This is a genomic window from Kitasatospora sp. NPDC032757 (genome assembly GCF_055579305.1).
On record NZ_JBVINN010000024.1, the window covers coordinates 49936 to 68333 of the forward strand.

Consider the following 18398-nt stretch of genomic DNA (forward strand, 5'->3'; position numbering starts at 1 on the left):
CGGTCAGGCGGTGACCAGCCGCTCGCTGGGCAGCTCGACGTGGGCGCCGAGGTCGCGCAGCTTCTCCATGAAGTTCTCGTAGCCGCGGTTGATCAGGTCGATGCCGTGCACGGTCGAGGTGCCCTCGGCCGCCAGCGCCGCGATCAGGTACGAGAAGCCGCCGCGCAGGTCGGGGATGACCAGCTCGGCGCCCATCAGCTTGGACGGGCCGGAGACGACCGCGGAGTGCAGGAAGTTGCGGGCGCCGAAGCGGCACGGGGTGGCGCCCAGGCACTCGCGGTAGAGCTGGATGTGGGCGCCCATCTGGTTCAGCGCGCCGGTGAAGCCGAGCCGCGACTCGTACACCGTCTCGTGGACGATGGACAGGCCGGTCGCCTGGGTCAGTGCGACCACGAGCGGCTGCTGCCAGTCGGTCTGGAAGCCGGGGTGCACGTCGGTCTCCAGGGCGATCGCCTTGAGCTCGCCGCCGGGGTGCCAGAAGCGGATGCCCTCGTCGTCCACCTCGAAGGCGCCGCCGACCTTCCGGAAGGTGTTGAGGAAGGTCATCATCTCGAGCTGGCGGGCGCCGCGGACGTAGATGTCGCCCTTGGTGGCCAGCGCCGCGCAGGCCCAGGAGGCGGACTCCAGGCGGTCCGGCAGCGCGCGGTGGTTGTAGCCGGAGAGCTCGTCCACACCGGTGATCAGGATGGTGCGGTCGGTGCCCATGGTGATGATCGCGCCCATCTTCTGCAGGATGCAGATGAGGTCGACGATCTCCGGCTCGACGGCCGCGTTGCGCAGCTCGGTGACGCCCTCGCAGAGGACGGCGGTGAGCAGGACCTGCTCGGTGGCGCCGACCGACGGGTAGGGCAGCTCGATCCGGGTGCCGCGCAGGCGCTGCGGGGCGACGAGGTAGGTGCCCTGCGGGTGCTTCTCGATGGTGGCGCCGAACTGGCGGAGCACCTCGAAGTGGAAGTCGACCGGGCGGCCGCCGATGTCGCAGCCGCCGAGGCCGGGGATGAAGGCGTGGCCGAGGCGGTGCAGCAGCGGGCCGCAGAACAGGATCGGGATCCGCGAGGAGCCGGCGTGCGCGTCGATGTCGGCGACGTTGGCGCTCTCCACGTGGGACGGGTCGAGGATCAGCTCGCCGTCCTCGTCACCGGTGCGCACCGTCACGCCGTGCAGCTGGAGCAGGCCGCGGACCACCTTGACGTCGCGGATGTCCGGGACGTTGCGCAGTCTGCTGGGTCCCTGCCCGAGCAGGGCGGCGACCATGGCCTTGGGGACCAGGTTCTTCGCACCACGGACGCGGATCTCGCCTTCGAGCGGGTTTCCGCCGTGGACCAGCAGGACGTCGTCGGTCATCGTTCTCGCAATCCGGGGTGCCAGAGGAGTGGGTGTGGCTCCAGGAGGGGAGCCGGCGGTGGACCGGTCGTACGGGCGCGTTCGGGCCCCCGGCGTGACCGAGTCGGCACCGTATAAGGGCGTCCACCATCAGTAGATGGTAGTGGGCGTCCCGGTGGTTCCCGTGAGCCTCTCCCGTGATGGTGCTCTCTCGGGGTGGTGTCGCGCCCGCCGGTGCGTCCGTACGGGTGTTCGTGCGGCGCGGTGGTGGCCGTCACGGGGCCTTCGTGTTGCGGTGTCCGCCCCCGGGGGTTCTGCGGGATCATGTGAGGCATGACGGCGGCCCATTCGCACGGAGACCGGTCCCACACCGGCCGTTTGCTCGTCGCGACCCCCGTGCTCACCGACCCGAACTTCGCGCGGGCGGTGGTGCTCCTCCTCGACCACGACGCCGAGGGGGCGCTCGGCGTCGTGCTGAACAGACCGACGCCGGTCGAGGTGGGCAGTGTGCTGGACGGCTGGGGCGGACTGGTCGGGCCGCCGGCCGTGGTGTTCCAGGGCGGGCCGGTGGCCCTGGACTCGGCGCTCGGGCTGGCGGTGGCGCCGGGGGAGCCCGGCTCCGTCGAGCCGCTCGGCTGGCGGCGGGTGCACGGCGCGATCGGCCTGGTGGACCTGGAGGCGCCGCCCGAGGTGCTGGCCGGGGAGCTGGGCGGCCTGCGGATCTTCGCCGGGTACGCGGGCTGGTCGCCGGGCCAGCTGGAGGCGGAGGTCTCCTCCGGGGCCTGGTACCTGGTGGACTGCGAGCCTGGCGACATCTCCAGCCCGGAGCCGGAGCGGCTCTGGCGCGCGGTGCTGCGCCGCCAGCGCGGCCCGCTGGCGCTGCTCGCGACGTACCCGGACGACCCCTCGCTGAACTGACGTGCGACCGCCCCGGGCGCGACACTGGCCCGCTTTCCCGGAGCCCCCATAGACTTGGCACCCATGAGCACTCTTGAGCCCGAGCGCGGCCTCGGCACCGGCACCCTGGTCGAGCCCGTCCCGCAGGTGTCCAACGGGGACGGCGACCACGAGCGCTTCGCGCACTACGTCCAGAAGGACAAGATCATGGAGAGCGCGCTCTCCGGATCCCCCGTGGTGGCGCTGTGCGGCAAGGTCTGGGTGCCCGGGCGCGACCCGAAGAAGTACCCGGTCTGCCCGATGTGCAAGGAGATCTACGACGGCATCGGCAAGCCGCAGGACGGCAAGGGCGGCGACGACAAGTAGCCCGCAGGCCCGGACCGTTTTGCACAGCGGACCATTTCGCCAAGTGGTCTATGCCAATTGAGCGGACGGGGGCAGGATGGCGGAATGGACCTCATTCCCGCCCCCTTGAGCTCCGTCCGCCTCCAGGACCAGGACTTCCCCCTCGACCGCGGCACCACCCTCACCGCCCGGCCCGCGCTGGCCGGCGCCGAGCGGTGGCTGCGGGCCTCGCTGACCGCCGCGACCGGACTGCCGCTCGCCCCGGGCCGGCCCGGTGAGGGCATCGAGCTGGTCCACGACGGGTCGCTGGCCGGCGAGGCGTACCGGCTCTCGGTGCGCCCCGGCCGCGCCGTGATCACCGCCGGCGGCCCGGCCGGCGCGCTCTGGGGCGCGCAGACGCTGCGCCGGCTGCTCGGCCCCGACGCCTACCGCCGGGCCCCGCTGCGCGACGGCGGCTGGGTGCTCCCCGGTACCGACATCGAGGACGCCCCCCGCTTCGCCTGGCGCGGGGCGCTGCTGGACGTCGCCCGCCACTTCCTGCCCAAGGCCGACGTGCTGCGCTTCGTCGACCAGCTCTCCGCGCACAAGCTCAACGTGCTGCACCTGCACCTGACCGACGACCAGGGCTGGCGGGTGGAGATCAAGCGCTACCCGAAGCTGGCCGAGCGGGCCTCCTGGCGCGAGCGCTCGATGGTCGGCTACCGGGCCGGCGGGCGCCGCGACGACCGCCCGCACGGCGGCTTCTACACCCAGGACGACGTGCGCGAGATCGTCGCCTACGCCGCCGAGCGGGCGGTCACCGTCGTCCCGGAGATCGACCTCCCGGGTCACTCGCAGGCCGCCATCGCGGCCTACCCGGCGCTGGGCAACACCGATGTGGTGGACACCGCAGCGCTGGGCGTCTGGACCGACTGGGGCGTCAGTCACCACGTGCTCAACCCCTCCGAGGGCACCCTGCGCTTCTTCGAGGGCGTGCTGGAGGAGGTGCTGGAGCTCTTCCCGTCCGAGTTCGTCCACCTCGGCGGCGACGAGTGCCCCAAGGAGCAGTGGAAGGACAGCGCGGCCGCCCAGGCACGGATCCGTGAGCTGGGCCTGGCCAACGAGGACGAGCTGCAGAGCCATGTGATCCGGCACTTCGACCGCTGGCTGGCCGAGCGCGGGCGCCGGCTGATCGGCTGGGACGAGATCCTGGAGGGCGGCCTGGCCCCCGGTGCGGCGGTCTCCTCCTGGCGCGGCTACGGGGGCGGGATCGCGGCCGCCGAGGCCGGGCACGACGTGGTGATGTGCCCCGAACAGCACGTCTACCTCGACCACCGGCAGGCGCCGGGCCCGGAGGAGCCGGTCCCGGTCGGCTTCGTCCGCACCCTGGAGGACGTGTACCGCTTCGAGCCGGTGCCGGCGCAGCTGGACGAGGCCGCGGCCCGCCGGGTGATCGGGACCCAGGCCAACCTGTGGAGCGAGTTCGCGGACAGTGCCCGGGACGTCGACTACCGGGCCTTCCCCCGGCTCGCCGCCTTCGCCGAGGTGGCCTGGTCGGCGCTGCCCGCCGACCCGGCCGCGCGCGACTACGCCGGCTTCGAACGGCGGATGGAGACGCACCGCGCCGTGCTGGACGCGCTCGGCGTCGAGTACCGCCCGGCGGCCGGGCCGCACCCGTGGCAGCGCCGGCCCGGCGTGGCCGGCCGCCCGCTCGACGGACCGCCGCCGGCGGTCTGAGGCGGGCTGCCGGCGGGCTGACGGCGGCATCCGGGAACTTCTGAGCGGTCATCTGACGTCAAGAACAGATGAACATCTGCTTCAGTCCGGTCCGGACTGGAGCAGATACCGCCCGGTATCCGTCCCAATCGGGCAGTTCCGTACGCCCGTCCCGAAATGATCATCGAGCATTGTGTGCCAGAGTTGCCCAACCCGGCCCGATCGCCCGTACCCTACGGGCCAGGCCGGGCTGCCGACGCGGACACCCCGGCCGAGGGCCGCGGGCGGCAGGCGATCGATGAGCAAGTGGAGCACGGTGGGACCCAGGTGAACCGGACGATCATGCTGCCGGCCTCCCTCGACGAGGCCGTCGACGCGCTGGCCGCCACCCCGGCCGCAGTACCGGTGGCCGGCGCCACCGACCTGATGGAGGCCGTCAACGCCGGACGGCTGCGCCCCGCCGCCCTGATCGGCCTGGGCCGGATCACCGAGCTGCGCGGCTGGCGCTACGAGGACGGCGGCACCGCCGTCCTCGGCGCGGGGCTCACCCACGCCCGGATGGACCGCCCCGACTTCGCGGCGCTCATCCCCGCCCTCGCCGACGCCGCCCGCACCGCAGGACCCCCGCAGGTGCGCAACGTCGGCACCCTCGGCGGCAACATCGCCACCGCCGCGCCGGCCGGCGACACCCTCCCGGTGCTCACCGCGCTGGAGGCCACCGTCACCCTCGCCCGGGCCGGCGCCACCCGCGAGGTCCCGGTCAGCCACCTGCTCACCGGCCTCGACCCGCTGCGCCCCGGCGAACTGCTCACCTGGGTCCGCGTCCCGCTGCTGCACGCCCCGCAGGTCTTCCTCAAGGCCACCGGCCGCAGCGGCCCGGCCCGCGCCACCGCCTCCGTCGCCCTCGTCCTCGACCCCGCCCGGCGCGCCGTGCGCTGCGCCGTCGGCGCCGTCGCCCCCGTCCCGCTGCGGCCGCTGGAGGCCGAGGCCTGGGTGGCGGGCTGCATCGACTGGGATGGCAGCCGGGAGATCGACCCCGCCGCGACCGCCGCCTTCGGCGAGTACGTGGCCGCGGCCTGCGTACCCGACAGCTACGGCGCCGAGGGCGCCTGGGAGGCCGTGACCGAGGGGCCGAGCGCGGCCGCCGTTCGGCTGCGGCGTACCGTATCGGTGCTGGCCCGACGGGCACTGGGAAGGGCGCTGAAGTGACCACTGACCCCATCGAAACCCTCGACGCGGGCCTGTTCGACCATGCGCCGCAGGTCAGCCGCGAGCTGCGCCCCTGCGCCTCGTACACGCTGCGGGTCAACGGTTTCGAACGGCCCGTCACCGACGCCTGGATCGGCGAGAGCCTGCTCTACGTGCTGCGCGAGCGGCTCGGCCTGGCCGGCGCCAAGGACGGCTGCGAGCAGGGCGAGTGCGGCGCCTGCTCGGTGCAGGTCGACGGGCAGCTCGTGGCCGGCTGCCTGGTGCCCGCCGCGCTGGCCGCGGACAGCGAGATCAACACCGTCGAGGGCCTGTCGGCCGCCGGCGGCGCCAGCGACGTCCAGCAGGCGCTGGCCGAGTCCGGCGCGGTGCAGTGCGGTTACTGCACGCCCGGCATGGCGATGGCCGTGCACGACCTGCTCCAGCGCAACCACCGGCCCACCGAGGTCGAGGCCCGGCAGGCACTCTGCGGCAACCTCTGCCGCTGCACCGGCTACCGGGGCGTGCTGGCCGCGGTCCAGACCATCGCCGACGCGCGTGCGGTGGAGGCCGAGGGCACGGACGAGGCGCCCGCCGAGGAGCCGGCCGGGGAGGCCGCCGCCCGCACCGCCGGGGCCCCCGTCCCGGCCGCGCCGGAGGAGCCCGGGCCGGCCGCCGACCTGCCGGTGTACACCGACGAGGACGCCTGGATCGAGCACGTCCCGCAGCCGCCCGCCGTGGAGGCTCCGGCCGGCGGGGCAACCGTCGGGACGACCGTCGGGACGGGCGTCGGCGTCGGCATGCAGTACGGCGCGCCGGACGGCCACGGCGGCTACGACACCGGCGTCTACGACACCGCGGTGCTCCCGCCCGTCCCGGGCATCCCCGCACAGGCCGACGGCAGCCAGGGCTACTACCCGCAGCAGGGCTACCCCGAGCAGGCCGGCTACCCGCAGATGAGCGGGCAGGAGCCGGGCGCGCAGGCGACCGGCGGGCACGGCGAGGGCGGCCCGCACGTCCCGGCCCACGGCAGCTACCCGCCCGGTGCCTTCCCCGACACCGGCTACCCGCAGCAGCCCGGCTACGACGCGGCCCCGTCCTACGACCCCGCCTCGAACTACGACGGCCCGGTCTACGAACCGACCCCCGCACACGGCACCGCCCTGCCGGGCCCCGCCTTCGAAGGCGCCGGCTACGGCGGTCCCGGCTACGGCGGTCCCGGTTTCGACGGGACCGGTTTCGACGGCACGCCCGCGCACGGCACGCCGTTCGTCCCCACGCCCCCGCACGGCGTCCCGGCCGAGGGCACCGCCCCCGCCGGCGTCCCGTACGGCGCCACCCCCGCCCACGGCATCCGGCTCCCCGAGGACGACCACGCATCATGACGTCGCCTACCGACATCGGCGCAGCACCCCAGCAGGACGGCGACGAGGGCGGCGCACCGGAGCCGTTCGGGCTCGGCAGCTCCCCGCTGCGCAGCGACGCCCTGCCCAAGGCGCTCGGCATCTACCCGTACGCCGCCGACCTCTGGGCGGAGGGCCTGCTCTGGGGCGCGGTGCTGCGCTCGCCCCACCCGCACGCCCGGATCAAGGGCATCGACACCTCCGCCGCGCTCGCCCTGCCCGGCGTGCACGCCGTGGTCACCGCCGCCGACCTGCCGGCCGGCCCGGACGGCGGCCCCGACGGCGCGCCGGCCGGCCCGATCGTCGCCGACCGGCCGGTGCTCGCCGCCGGCGTGGTCCGCCACCACGGCGAGCCGGTCGCCGCGGTCGCCGCCGACCACCCGGACACCGCCCGCCTCGCCGTCGGCCTGATCACCGTCGACTACGAGCCGCTGGAGGCGGTCACCGACCCCGAGCAGGCCTTCACCGCGCCGGCGCTGCACCCGGACGGCAACCTGTTCCGCCACCTGCCGCTGCGCACCGGGGACCCGGAGGCGGCCGGCGAGATCATCGTCGAAGGCCTCTACCAGGTCGGCCGGCAGGACCCGGCGCCGCTCGGCGCCGAGGCGGGCCTGGCCGTGCCGCGCCCGGACGGCGGCGTCGAGTTGCACCTCTCCTCCACCGACCCGCACGGCGACCGCGACCGCACCGCCACCTGCCTGGGCCTGGAGCCGGACCGGGTCCGACTGGTCGTCACCGGTGTGCCCGGCGCCACTTCGGACCGCGAGGACCTCTCCTTCCAGGTCACCCTGGCGCTGCTGGCACTGCGCACCGGCCGGCCGGTGAAGATGACGCTCACCCGCGAGGAGTCCTTCCAGACCCACACCTCCCGCCACCCCGCGCTGCTGCGCTACCGCCACCACGCCGACGCCGAGGGCCGGCTGGTCAAGGTCGAGGCGCAGATCCTGCTGGACGGCGGCGCCTACGCGGACGTCTCCGCCGAGGCGCTGGCCGCCGCCACCGCCTTCTCGGTCGGCCCCTACGTCTGCCCGAACGTCTTCGTGGACGCCTGGGCGGTGCGCACCAACAACCCGCCGGCCGGCCGGATGCGCGGCGAGGGCGCCCTCCAGGCCTGCTTCGCCTACGAGTCCCAGCTGGACCAGCTGGCCGCCCGGGTCGGCGTCGACCCCGTGGAGATCCGCCGCCGCAACGCGATGGCCACCGGCGACCCGATGCCCACCGGACAGGCCGTCACCTGCCCCGCGCCGGTGGCCGCGCTGCTGGAGGCCGTCTCCTCCGAGCCGCTGCCGCTGCTGCCGGTGGACGACCCGGACGCCGAGTGGCTGCTGCCGGGCGGGCCCGGCGGCGCCGGCGACCCGGCGGCGGTGCGGCGCGGCATCGGTTACGCGGTCGGCATGGTGCACATGCTGGGCGCCGAGGGCGAGGACGAGGTCTCCACCGCGACGGTGCGGGTCAGCGGCGACCACGCCACGGTGATCTGCGCGGCCGTCGACTCCGGCCAGGGCTTCGCCACCCTGGCCCGGCAGATCGTGCAGTCGGTGCTGGGCGTCAGCGAGGTGTACATCGCGCCGGCCGACAGCGACCAGTCGATCGCCGGGCCCTCCGCCCGCGGCCGGCACACCTGGGTCTCCGGCGGCGCGGTCGAGCGGGCCGCGCTGATGGTCCGCCACCAGCTGCTCCAGCCGATCGCCGCCAACTTCGGGATGTCGGTCGAGCTGCTCCAGATCTCCGACGGCAAGATCACCTCCTACGACGGGGTGCTCGGCATGCCCGTCGCCGAGGCGCTGGAGGGCAAGGAGCTCTGGGCCACCGCGCAGTGCCGCCCGCATCCGACCGAGCCGCTGGACGAGGCCGGGCAGGGCGACGCCTTCGTCTCCATCGCCTTCTGCGCGATGCGGGCCGTGGTGGACGTGGACATCGAGCTCGGCGCCGTCCGGGTGGTCGACATGACGGTGGCCCAGGACGTCGGCCGGGCGCTCAACCCGCGCCAGATCGAGGACCGGATCGAGGCGGGCGTCGCCCAGGGCGTCGGCCTGGCCCTGCTGGAGGACCTGCGCACCGAGGGCGGCATGCTGGTCAACACCTCCCTCACCGGCTACCGCCTGCCGACCGCCCTGGACACCCCCGAGGTCCGGATCGCCGCCCTGCTGGAGGAGCGCGACGTGGTCGCCACCTTCGGCGCCAAGGCGGTCAGTGCCGCCCCGGCCGTGGTCGCCCCCGCCGCCGTGGCAGCCGCCGTCCGCGCCGCCACCGGGCTCCCCGTCGGCCGCCTTCCGATCCGCCCCGAGGACGCCGTCACCGGCTGAACCGGCGGGGGTGACCGGCGGGGGCGACCCGCCAGTCACCCCCGGGAATTTCTCCGGGAATTTCTCCGGGAATTTCTCCGGAAAATGGAACGGCGAATTGCCGGCCGGCGTAAACGGCGCCGACCGGCAATTCTCTTTCGTGGAGGCCATGACGGGAATCGAACCCGTGTAAACCGCTTTGCAGGCGGTTCCCTCAACCACTCGGGCACACGGCCATGGGGTGGAGCTGTACTGCGGGTGCGGCTCAGGCGCAGCGGCAGCAGCGACAGGCGCGACAACACCGGGGAGCGGGGGTGCAGGTGCGGAGGGCCGCGGGGGCCGCCGTCTTCCTGTCCATTGCCGACTCCTGTCGTCGTTCGCCGTGTTGGTGAATTCATCTTGGCGGAATGGGCGGGGGAACGTCAATATCCCTTTGTAAATTCTGCATGGCGGGCTGTGCTACCGTCGAAGGCAGGTGGTCGTTTTCCGGCCGCCCCGGACGAGCGCGTCGTACCCGGTGACGACAAGACGGCGCAGCACAGCGGCAACCCGCCGCTGCTGACTGCGGAGGTGCTGTCGTCGTGGCGTGGCTCGTTCTGATTCTTTCCGGCGTCCTGGAGACCGTCTGGGCGGTGGCCCTGGAGTCGTCCAAGGGGTTCTCCCGGCTCGTCCCCACCGTCGTCTTCGGCGTCGCGCTGGCGTTCAGCATGGGCGGGCTGGCGTACGCGATGCGGTCCATCCCGATCGGCACCGGCTACGCGGTCTGGGTCGGCATCGGCGCGGTCGGGACGGCGCTGTACGGCATGGCGGTGCTCGGGGACGCGGTCACGGCGGCCCGGATCGGCTGCCTGCTGCTGATCGTCTCCGGCGTGGTGGGCCTCAAGGTGCTGCACTGACGCCGGGGCGGGCCCGGTCCTAGGTCCCTCGGAGTAGTCGATCACCAACCCGGGTCAGGGGTCATACCATCGGACGGGTCTTACGATGTTTCGTATGACCACAGCCTCCCCCACCCCGGTCGACGCCGCCCCGACACCCCCCGACACGACCGACTCCGGAGGGGTTCTCGGCGGCCGCTACCGCGCGCTGACCCTGGGCATCGTCTCGGTGGTCCTGCTGCTCGCCTTCGAGGCGACGGCCGTCAACACCGCGATGCCGGTGGCGGCCCGTCAGCTGGACGGGCTGGGGCTGTACGCCTTCGCGTTCTCCGGCTACTTCACCACCACCCTGTTCGCCCTGGTCGTCTCCGGCCAGTGGTGCGACAGGCGGGGCCCGCTGCAACCGCTGTTCACCGGTATCGCGGTGTTCGGCGCGGGCCTGGTGGTGGCCGGGGCGGCGCCCGGGATGTGGGTCTTCGTCGGGGGCCGGGCGATCCAGGGCCTGGGCGGCGGCCTGGTGATCGTCGCGCTGTACGTCGTGGTCGGCCGGGCCTACCCGGAGCGGCTGCGGCCGTCCGTCTTCGCGGCCTTCTCCTCGGCCTGGGTGCTGCCCTCGATCGTCGGCCCGGTGGTGTCCGGCCTCGTCACCCAGCACCTGGGCTGGCGCTGGGTGTTCCTCGCCGTCCCGGTGCTGATACTGCTGCCGCTGGCGGTGATGGGCCCCGCGCTGCGCCGCTCCGAGAGGGAGCAGCCGGTGCTGAAGGGCGCCGGCTTCGACCGCCGCCGCACCCTGCTGGCCGCGATGGCCGCGGTCGGCGCGGGCCTGCTGCAGTACGCCGGTCAGCGGCTCGACCTGCTCGGGCTGGTCCCGGCGGTCGTGGGTGCGGCGCTGCTGCTGCCCGCGGTGCTGGGGCTGCTGCCGACCGGGACGCTGCGCGCCGGGCGCGGTCTGCCGACGGTGATCCTGCTGCGCGGGGTGGCGGCGGGGGCGTTCTTCGCGGCCGAGGCGTTCATCCCGCTGATGATGGTCACCCAGCGCGGCCTCTCGCCGACGCTGGCCGGGCTCACGCTGACCAGCGGCGGCCTCTCCTGGGCGCTGGGCTCCTGGCTGCAGGGCCGGCCGGGCGCGGAGCGGTACCGGGAGGCGATGATCCGTGGTGGCTTCGTGCTGACCGCGCTGGCGATCGCGGGCGCGGCGCTGGTGCTGGTGCCGGCGGTGCCGGTCTGGGCGGCGGTGGTGGCCTGGGGCGTCGGCGGGATCGGCATGGGGCTGATGGTGGCGAGCGTCAGCGTGCTGATGATGAAGCTGTCGGCGCCGGAGGACGCCGGGGCCAACTCGGCCTCGCTGCAGATGAGCGACGCGCTCGGCAACGTCCTGCTGGTCGGCCTGTCGGGGGTGCTGTTCTCGGCGCTGGGCGGCGGCGCGACGGCCGCCGCTCACGAGGGCGTCGAGGGCACCGGCTCGGCCGGTGCGTTCGCGGTGATCTTCCTGACGATGACCGGGGTGGCGCTGCTGGGCGCGCTGGTGGCCGGCCGGGTGCGGAAGGGCTGACGGTCACTTGCCCCCGGCGACGGGGGAGGCCGCGGCGGCGGGGGCACTCGCCGGGGCGGGGGAGCCGAGGAAGGTCTCCCAGCCGCCGGCCGGGGCCTGGCCGGGGGCGAGGCTCTGGAGCTTGCGCAGCACCGGCGGGTCCTGCGCCTCCAGCCAGTTCACCAGCTGGCGGAAGGAGACCAGCCGGACGTCGGGCCGGCCGGCGATGGCCCTGAGCGCGTCCTCGACGGCGTTCATGTAGATGCCGCCGTTCCACTGCTCGAAGTGGTTGCCGATGACGTACGGCGCCCGGTTGGTGGTGTAGGCCCGCTCGAAGCCCATCAGGTAGGAGTCCCGGGCCTGCGTCTGGTACGCCGCGTGCAGCGAGGGGTCGGCCTTGGTGTTGCTGCCGGACTGGTTGAACATGATGTTGTAGTCCATCGACAGCACCTGGAAGGTGTGCCCGGGGAAGGGGATGGACTGCAGCGGGAGGTCCCAGAGCGCGCCGCCCTGGATCTTCTGCGGCCAGATCTGGGTGCCGTTGCCGCTGCTGTCGTACCTCCAGCCGCGCCGGGCGGCGGTCGGCAGCAGGTTGCGCTGGCCCTCCAGACAGGGGGTGCGGCTGCCGATCAGCTCCTTGCGGTAGTCGAAGGGCAGCGCGGGCAGGTCGGTGAAGCCGGTGTTGGTCTTCCAGTTCATGACGAAGTCCATCGCCTGCTGGATCTCGCTGTCCCACTCCTCCGGCGACCACTGGCCGACGCCGGTGGCGCCGCAGAAGTGCCCGTTGAAGTGGGTGCCGATCTCGTGCCCCTCCAGCCAGGCCGCGTGCAGGTTCTCCAGCGTGCCGTGGATGTGCTGGTCGCTCAGGTAGCCGATGTCGGAGGCGCCGACCTTGTGCTGCGGCGGGCGGTAGAGGTCCTTCTTGGACTCGGGCAGCAGGTAGAGGCCGCTCAGGAAGAAGGTCATCGACGCGTTGTGCTCCCGCGCGAGCTTGCGGAACCGGCGGAAGAGGCCGTTGTCCAGTTCGCCGGCGCCGTCCCAGGAGAAGACCACGAACTGCGGCGGCCGCTCGCCGAGCTTCAGCGGTTCGGCGGTGGGCTGGCCCGGTTGCGGGCCGGTGTCCGAGGTGGAGCCGTCGCCGATCAGGGTGGCGGGGGGCTTGGGGGTCTCGGATGCGGGTGCGGCCTGGTCCGCCGCCGGGCTGGCCGGCACCGGCACCGGGGTGCCCGCCCGCGCGCCTCCCGGCCCGCCGGTTCCGCCGCAGCCGGCCGCGAGGGTGGCTGCGGTCGCGGCACCGGCGGCCAGTAGGGTGCGGCGGGAGAGAGCGTCCATGGTCACTCCGTTCGTGAGGCGTGCGGACGGAGCGTGACAGCCTGGAGGGGGGCGGTCGCACGTCCGGTCAGACAAATGCGGTGATAGACCTTGAGCGGGGTCAGCATGGCATGCGGTCGTGACCGGTCGGTGATGCACCACGGACGGTCGGAAGTGATCGCCCGATTGATGCAACCGGACTGGCGGCTGAGGTTGTCGATGTCCATGCGGGTGGAGCGAGGTGGTCGCCGCGGTGGCCGGTGCTCTCTCTGGGTGGTCGACGGCTTACTCGGAGCACGCCCCGCGCCCCCGGCCCTGCCAATCGGGGGGTGTCAGTACGACCATCGTATTGATGTGTCTTAAGGTCCGGTCCGGTTGAATGGGTTCCCAGGGAACTCCCAGGAACCAGCACGTTGTCAGCAGAGGGGAGCGCCGGGTGGGCGCCCAGCAGAACAGGAGCCCGTGGCCGGGCACCCTGGCGGTCGGCGCCGCGCTCGTCCTCGGGGCATGGTTGCTGAACCAGGGCGGTCACCTCGAACTGCCCCCGGCCCCGGCCGCCGGCCAGGCCCTCTCCGGCTTCGCCCCGGTCTCCGTCGTCCCACCGCTCGGTCCCTCCGCCCCCACCCGGATCCGGATCCCCGCCGTCAAGCTCGACGCCCCCGTCACCGGCCTCGGCCTGGACGGCGAGGGCCACCTCCAGACACCCCCGGAGGCCGACCGGAACCTCGCCGGCTGGTACCGCGGCGGCGCCACCCCCGGGCAGCGCGGCACCGCGATCATCGCCGGGCACGTCGACAACCGGACCGGGCCCGCCGTCTTCTACCATCTGGGGGCGCTGCACCGCGGCGACCGGATCGAGATCGCCCGCGAGGACGGAGCCACCGCCGTCTACCAGCTCTACGCCATCGAAGTGCACGACCGAAAGGACTTCCCGGACGACCGGGTGTACCGCCAGGCCGCCGACGCCCAGCTCCGGGTGATCACCTGCGGCGGCGGGTACAGCGAGGAACGCGGCTACCAGGGAAACGTGGTCGCCTACGGTTTCCTGGCCGACACCACCCGGCCGGGAAAGAAGATATGACGCCCGTCTCGCTCGCCGTCCGCTGGAACCCGATCGACTGGCCGCTGACGCACGGCCCGATCCCGTACGCCGTGCTCGCCGCCGGCTGGGGAGCCCTGCTCCTGCTGGCGCTGGCCCGCGGCCGCGCCTGGTGGAGCCGCCGGCTGCCCGCCGCGCTGCTCGCCGCCGCCGCACTCAGCCTGCTGGTGGACGCCGTCGTCGACGGCTGGTGGCACCCCTTCCCGGAGGGGCTGCCGCGGTACGTCCGGTGGTGGACGGCCGTCGCGCTGCTCGCCGGCTGCCTGGCCGGATTCCGGGCGCCGAGGCTGCCCCGCCGGGGCAAGCTGCTGGCCGTCGGCGGCGCGGTGCTGGTCCTGCTGATGTCCTCCTCGCAGGTCAACCGCGGCTTCGACCAGTACCCCAGCGGCCGGGTCATGCTCGCGCCCTGGCTCAACAAGACGCAGGAGCTGACCACCAGCAAGAAGGCCGACACCGTGGCGGCGCCGCCCGGAAAGCCGCTGTCCGAGGTCTGGCACGCCCCGCCCGGGCTGCCGGACAAGGGCACCGTCTCCCGGACACCGATCCCGGGGGCCAAGTCGGGCTTCAAGGCCCGCGACGCCTACGTCTACCTGCCGCCCGCCTACCAGGCCTCGCCCCGGCCGCTGCTGCCCGTCGTGGTCCTGCTGGGCGGCCAGCCCGGCGTGCCCGAGGACTGGGTGAACACCGCCCAGGTGAACGAGGCGCTGGACACCTTCGCCGCCGCACACGAGGGCCTGGCGCCGATCGTGGTGATGCCCGACCAGCTGGGCTCCACCTGGGCCAACACGCTCTGCTTCGACTCGAAGATCGCCAAGGTCCAGACCTACCTGGCGCAGGACGTCCCGGACTGGGTGCACCAGCACCTCCAGGCCGCCAAGGGCCGGGGCTCCTGGTCGATCGGAGGCGCCTCCATGGGCGGCACCTGCGCCCTCCAGCTCGCGGTCAACGCCCCCGAGGTCTACGGCTCCTTCCTCGACATGTCCGGCCAGGACGAGCCCACGCTGGGCACCCGGGCGGAGACCGTCGACGCCGCCTTCGGCGGGGACAACGCGGCGTTCGAGGCCGTCGACCCCCTGCACGTCATGGCCCGCAAGCAGTTCCCGGACACCGCCGGCGCGATCGTCGTCGGACGCACCGACGAGCAGTTCCGCGGGCAGCAGGAGAAGGTCTACCAGGCGGTACTGGCGGCGGGTATGAAGGCCAAGTTCGACCTGATGCCGGGCGGACACGGCTGGGTGATCTTCCGGCCCGGAATCATCGACCAACTGCCGTGGCTGGCCCAGCAGACCGGGCTGACCCCGTGATACGCCTCGGAGCGGCCCCGGCGCTGCCCGCCCAGCGGATCGGCCCTGCCGCCCCGGTGCCGGAGGCCGCCCCGGAAGCGGGCCCGCAGCCCGGCCGGCGGGCCCCCGCCGGGCCGGCCGCCCGGCTGCGCGCCGCGCCGCTGACCCTCACGCTGCTCGCCGTCCTCTGGGCGGTCGCCGGCGCCACCGGCAGCCTGGCCCACGGCCCCTCCCGGGGGCTGCTGGCCGAGGTCGGCGTCGGCCTGCCCACGCTCACCGAGGGGCGCTGGTGGACCCCGTTCACCTCGCTGTTCTGGTGCCCCAGCCCCACCTCGTACGTCTTCACCAGCCTGTTGCTGCTCCTCGTCGGACCGGCCGCCGAGAACCGGCTCGGGCAGCTGCGGACGGCCGGCGTGCTCGTCGCCGGCCAGCTGGTGGGCACCCTGCTCGGCACCGCGGTGGTCGCCGCCGGCTCGCGCACCGGCGAGCCGTGGACCGCCGCCGTCTCCGGGCAGACCGCCATCGGCCCGGCCACCGGCCTGTTCGCGCTGGCCGGGGTGCTCGGATTCCGGCTCACCGTGCTCTGGCGGCGCCGGCTGCACCTGCTGGTGGTGCTCGTCCCGCTGGTGATGACGCTGTACGTCGGCCACCTGCAGAGCGTCCAGCGGTTCGCCGGCGCCCTGCTCGGCCTCGGCGTCGGCGCGTTGCTGGCCCGGGGCCGGTGGCAGCTGCGCCGGCACCGCTCCTCGCACACCGAGGCCCGGGTGCTGGTCGCGCTCTGCCTGGTGGCCGCCGCCCTCGGGCCGCTGATCGCCTCGCTGTACGACAATGCCGCCGGGCCGTTCAACACCTTCTCCGAGCTCTACTTCTCCCACCGGCTCACCCCCGACGAGGTGGCCGACTTCTGCGCGCTCTCCGCCCACGACTGCGCCCGTGCGCACGCCGTCGAGCGGATCTTCGACACCCCGGCCCGGCTGATGGCCGCGCTCTTCCCGGCCCTGCTGCTGGTCCTCGCCGAGGGGCTGCGGCGCGGCCTGCGCCTCGCCTGGCGGATCACCGTCGCCACCGAGCTGCTCTGGGCGGCGCTGCTGGTCTGGCTGTACACCGAGACGGGGACGGGCTCCGGCGACGTCGTGCAGTACTTCGTCGAGGCGCTGCTGCTGCCGCTGCTCACCAGCGGCCTGCTGCTGGCCACCCGGCAGCGGTTCGGCCTGCGGCTGCCGCGCGCGGTGCTCGGCCGGCTCGCCGCCCTGCTCGGCGGTGCGATGCTGGCCGCCTCCGCCGCGTACGCGGGCCTCGGCCTCCTGCTGGCACGGCAGTTCGAGCCCGGCGCGACCTTCCGCGGGCTGGTCCACGGGCTGCCGGCGCAGTTCCTGCCGCCCGCCTACAACGACCTGCTGCCCGACTACCCGATAGCCGTCGGCCGGGGGGCCCGGCTGCTGGAGACGTACTGCGGCCTGACCTTCTGGGTGGTCGCGCTGGCCGTGCTGCTGGTGACCTTCCGGCGGCCGGTGGTGCACGCGGACGCCGCGGACGCGGCCCGTGCCCGGGCGCTGCTCACCGCGTACGGCGGTGGCACGCTCTCCTTCGTCACCACCTGGGACGGCAACCACTACTGGTTCGACGAGGAGGGCCGGGCGGGCGTCGCCTACCGGGTGCTCTCCACCGTGGCGCTGACCACCGGCGACCCGTTCGGCGAACCGGAGGCCCGCCGCCGGGCGGTGGCCGGCTTCGCCCGCTACTGCGACGCGCGCGGCTGGACGCCGTGCTTCTACAGCGTCACCCCGGAAACCAGGGCCGCCGCCGGACAGCTCGGCTGGCGCTCGCTGCAGGTCGCGGAGGACACCGTGGTCGCCCTGCCCGAGCTGGCCTTCACCGGCCGCAAGTGGCAGGACATCCGCACCGCCCTCAACAAGGCCGGCAAGCAGGGCATCACCGCCGAGTGGTGGTCCTACCACGACGCGCCGCTCGCGCTGCGGGACCAGATCCGCTCCATCTCGGAGGAGTGGGTCTCCGAGAAGGGCCTGCCCGAGATGGGCTTCACCCTCGGCGGTCTGGAGGAGCTGGACGACCCGGCGGTCCGGCTGCTGATCGCCGTGGACGCCGACGGCACCGTGCACGGGCTGACCAGCTGGATGCCGGTGTACGAGAACGGGGCGCCGGTCGGCTGGACGCTGGACTTCATGCGCCGGCGCTCGGACGGCTTCCGCGGGGTGACGGAGTTCCTGATCGCCTCGGCCGCACTGGGCTTCAAGGAGGAGGGCGCGCGCTTCCTCTCGCTCTCCGGCGCACCGCTGGCCCGCTCCGGGAAGGACGCGGCGCCCACCGGCCTGGAGCGGATGCTGGACTGGATGGGCCGGGTGCTGGAGCCGGTGTACGGGTTCCGCTCGCTGCTCGCGTTCAAGGCGAAGTTCCAGCCGGAGTACCGGCCGCTGTTCATGGCGTACCCGGACCCGGCGGCGCTGCCCAGCATCACCCGGGCGATCGGCAAGGCGTACCTGCCGCACCTGACGGCGGCCCAGGGCGTCCGGCTGATGCGCCGGCTCTCCTCCTGACCCGTCCGGGCCGGGCGGCCGCCGCTTCTCCTCCCGGCCTTCGGCCGGGAGGTGCCCCGGCCCGACGGCGGGCAGGGGCGGGGCGCCGGGACGCTCCCGGGCGTCGGGGCTCCGGCGGGACCCGCCCTAGCCGAGGAGCTCGGCCAGGGCCCGGTCGGCGTCCAGGTGCAGGTGCTCCTCGCCCTCGGGGACGACCAGCCGGCTGCGCCAGAGGAAGCGGCGGACGTCGGCGCTGTCGAACTGGAGCAGTGCGGTGCCCTCGGGCGCGCGCAGCTCGACCATGGTGCGCCGGCCGGCCGCGGGCCGGATGTGGACGTCGCCGACGCCGGCGGGCAGCTCCAGGCCGGCCGAGAGCAGCTGGCGGGCGAAGACCCAGACGATGTCCTGGCCGCCGTCCGAGTCGCCGTCCGAGTCGCCGTCCGTGCCGGCGTCCTGGCCGGGCCGGACGGCCGGCTCGTCCAGCGAGAACTCGGCCGGGAAGGCCATCCGGACGGCGAGCGGGTCCTCCGGGCGGTAGGAGAGGGTGACCCGCAGCCGGGCGGAGCGGTGGGTGGAGAGGATCAGACGGGCCTGGACGTTCTCTTCGACGGCGGTGTGCACGGCGCGGCGCC

At 74.0% G+C, this 18398-nt stretch carries 13 protein-coding genes, 1 tRNA gene, 1 pseudogene and 1 riboswitch; of the genes and pseudogenes, 11 read left to right on the forward strand and 4 right to left on the reverse strand.

What is annotated here, in order from left to right; genetic code table 11:
- Positions 1–3 precede the first annotated feature (3 nt).
- A complete protein-coding gene (gene murA / locus ACZ5WK_RS24590; protein ID WP_465550090.1) occupies positions 4–1344 on the reverse strand; it encodes a UDP-N-acetylglucosamine 1-carboxyvinyltransferase in 1341 nt (446 codons plus the stop codon).
- A 312-nt stretch (positions 1345–1656) separates the two neighbouring features.
- Here murA and ACZ5WK_RS24595 point away from each other — a divergent pair, with 312 nt between their 5' ends.
- The 6 genes and pseudogenes from ACZ5WK_RS24595 to ACZ5WK_RS24620 all read left to right on the forward strand — a co-directional run bounded on the left by ACZ5WK_RS24595 (position 1657) and on the right by ACZ5WK_RS24620 (position 9154).
- Positions 1657–2241 (forward strand): YqgE/AlgH family protein, encoded by a 585-nt coding sequence (locus ACZ5WK_RS24595; protein WP_465550092.1) that lies wholly within the window; start codon positions 1657–1659, stop codon positions 2239–2241.
- Between the two features lie 63 nt (positions 2242–2304).
- On the forward strand, positions 2305–2586 hold the full coding sequence (locus tag ACZ5WK_RS24600; protein ID WP_174315682.1) for a DUF3039 domain-containing protein: 282 nt from the start codon (positions 2305–2307) through the stop codon (positions 2584–2586).
- Between the two features lie 84 nt (positions 2587–2670).
- The gene (locus tag ACZ5WK_RS24605) at positions 2671–4281 is read left to right on the forward strand and encodes a beta-N-acetylhexosaminidase (RefSeq protein WP_465550095.1); all 1611 of its coding nucleotides are present in this window, start codon (positions 2671–2673) and stop codon (positions 4279–4281) included.
- A gap of 321 nt (positions 4282–4602) precedes the next feature.
- Positions 4603–5469: an FAD binding domain-containing protein gene (locus ACZ5WK_RS24610; protein WP_396322794.1), complete on the forward strand. Its 867-nt coding sequence runs from the start codon at positions 4603–4605 to the stop codon at positions 5467–5469.
- 71 nt (positions 5470–5540) lie between these two features.
- Positions 5541–6122: pseudogene (locus ACZ5WK_RS24615) on the forward strand ((2Fe-2S)-binding protein); the annotation flags it as partial.
- Between the two features lie 704 nt (positions 6123–6826).
- Positions 6827–9154, forward strand: coding sequence for a xanthine dehydrogenase family protein molybdopterin-binding subunit (locus tag ACZ5WK_RS24620; protein WP_465550097.1), 2328 nt, complete (start codon positions 6827–6829; stop codon positions 9152–9154).
- Between the two features lie 140 nt (positions 9155–9294).
- Here the strand turns inward: ACZ5WK_RS24620 and ACZ5WK_RS24625 are convergent.
- Positions 9295–9369: transfer RNA gene (locus ACZ5WK_RS24625), tRNA-Cys, on the reverse strand.
- Between the two features lie 236 nt (positions 9370–9605).
- Positions 9606–9671: riboswitch (guanidine-III (ykkC-III) riboswitch) on the forward strand.
- 43 nt (positions 9672–9714) lie between these two features.
- On the opposite strand from ACZ5WK_RS24625, the gene ACZ5WK_RS24630 reads away from it, so the two are divergent.
- Entirely contained in the window at positions 9715–10029 is a 315-nt protein-coding gene (locus ACZ5WK_RS24630; RefSeq protein WP_396322751.1) for a DMT family transporter, read from the forward strand.
- A gap of 94 nt (positions 10030–10123) precedes the next feature.
- On the forward strand, positions 10124–11560 hold the full coding sequence (locus ACZ5WK_RS24635; protein WP_465550099.1) for an MFS transporter: 1437 nt from the start codon (positions 10124–10126) through the stop codon (positions 11558–11560).
- Between the two features lie 3 nt (positions 11561–11563).
- Here ACZ5WK_RS24635 and ACZ5WK_RS24640 read toward each other — a convergent pair whose 3' ends face one another.
- Entirely contained in the window at positions 11564–12871 is a 1308-nt protein-coding gene (locus tag ACZ5WK_RS24640) for a polysaccharide deacetylase family protein (RefSeq protein WP_465550101.1), read from the reverse strand.
- Positions 12872–13286: 415 nt separating this feature from the next.
- On the opposite strand from ACZ5WK_RS24640, the gene ACZ5WK_RS24645 reads away from it, so the two are divergent.
- The 3 genes from ACZ5WK_RS24645 to ACZ5WK_RS24655 are packed head-to-tail and all read left to right on the forward strand — an operon-like array spanning position 13287 to position 17787.
- Positions 13287–13931 (forward strand): class F sortase, encoded by a 645-nt coding sequence (locus tag ACZ5WK_RS24645; protein ID WP_465550103.1) that lies wholly within the window; start codon positions 13287–13289, stop codon positions 13929–13931.
- The gene (locus ACZ5WK_RS24650) at positions 13928–15253 is read left to right on the forward strand and encodes an alpha/beta hydrolase (RefSeq protein WP_465550105.1); all 1326 of its coding nucleotides are present in this window, start codon (positions 13928–13930) and stop codon (positions 15251–15253) included. The genes ACZ5WK_RS24645 and ACZ5WK_RS24650 overlap by 4 nt, the downstream gene beginning before the upstream one ends.
- Positions 15250–17787: a rhomboid family intramembrane serine protease gene (locus tag ACZ5WK_RS24655; protein ID WP_465550107.1), complete on the forward strand. Its 2538-nt coding sequence runs from the start codon at positions 15250–15252 to the stop codon at positions 17785–17787. Before ACZ5WK_RS24650 ends, ACZ5WK_RS24655 begins: the two co-directional genes overlap by 4 nt.
- 126 nt (positions 17788–17913) lie before the next feature.
- Here ACZ5WK_RS24655 and ACZ5WK_RS24660 read toward each other — a convergent pair whose 3' ends face one another.
- Positions 17914–18387, reverse strand: coding sequence for an SsgA family sporulation/cell division regulator (locus ACZ5WK_RS24660; RefSeq protein WP_465550109.1), 474 nt, complete (start codon positions 18385–18387; stop codon positions 17914–17916).
- Positions 18388–18398 lie beyond the last annotated feature (11 nt).

Bases quoted from the DNA above. Each gene is read 5' to 3' on its own strand.
- murA (WP_465550090.1), bottom strand. From the start codon at position 1,344: ATGACCGACGACGTCCTGCTGGTCCACGGCGGAAACCCGCTCGAAGGC.
- ACZ5WK_RS24595 (WP_465550092.1), top strand. From the start codon at position 1,657: ATGACGGCGGCCCATTCGCACGGAGACCGGTCCCACACCGGCCGTTTG.
- ACZ5WK_RS24600 (WP_174315682.1), top strand. From the start codon at position 2,305: ATGAGCACTCTTGAGCCCGAGCGCGGCCTCGGCACCGGCACCCTGGTC.
- ACZ5WK_RS24605 (WP_465550095.1), top strand. From the start codon at position 2,671: ATGGACCTCATTCCCGCCCCCTTGAGCTCCGTCCGCCTCCAGGACCAG.
- ACZ5WK_RS24610 (WP_396322794.1), top strand. From the start codon at position 4,603: ATGCTGCCGGCCTCCCTCGACGAGGCCGTCGACGCGCTGGCCGCCACC.
- ACZ5WK_RS24620 (WP_465550097.1), top strand. From the start codon at position 6,827: ATGACGTCGCCTACCGACATCGGCGCAGCACCCCAGCAGGACGGCGAC.
- ACZ5WK_RS24635 (WP_465550099.1), top strand. From the start codon at position 10,124: ATGACCACAGCCTCCCCCACCCCGGTCGACGCCGCCCCGACACCCCCC.
- ACZ5WK_RS24640 (WP_465550101.1), bottom strand. From the start codon at position 12,871: ATGGACGCTCTCTCCCGCCGCACCCTACTGGCCGCCGGTGCCGCGACC.
- ACZ5WK_RS24650 (WP_465550105.1), top strand. From the start codon at position 13,928: ATGACGCCCGTCTCGCTCGCCGTCCGCTGGAACCCGATCGACTGGCCG.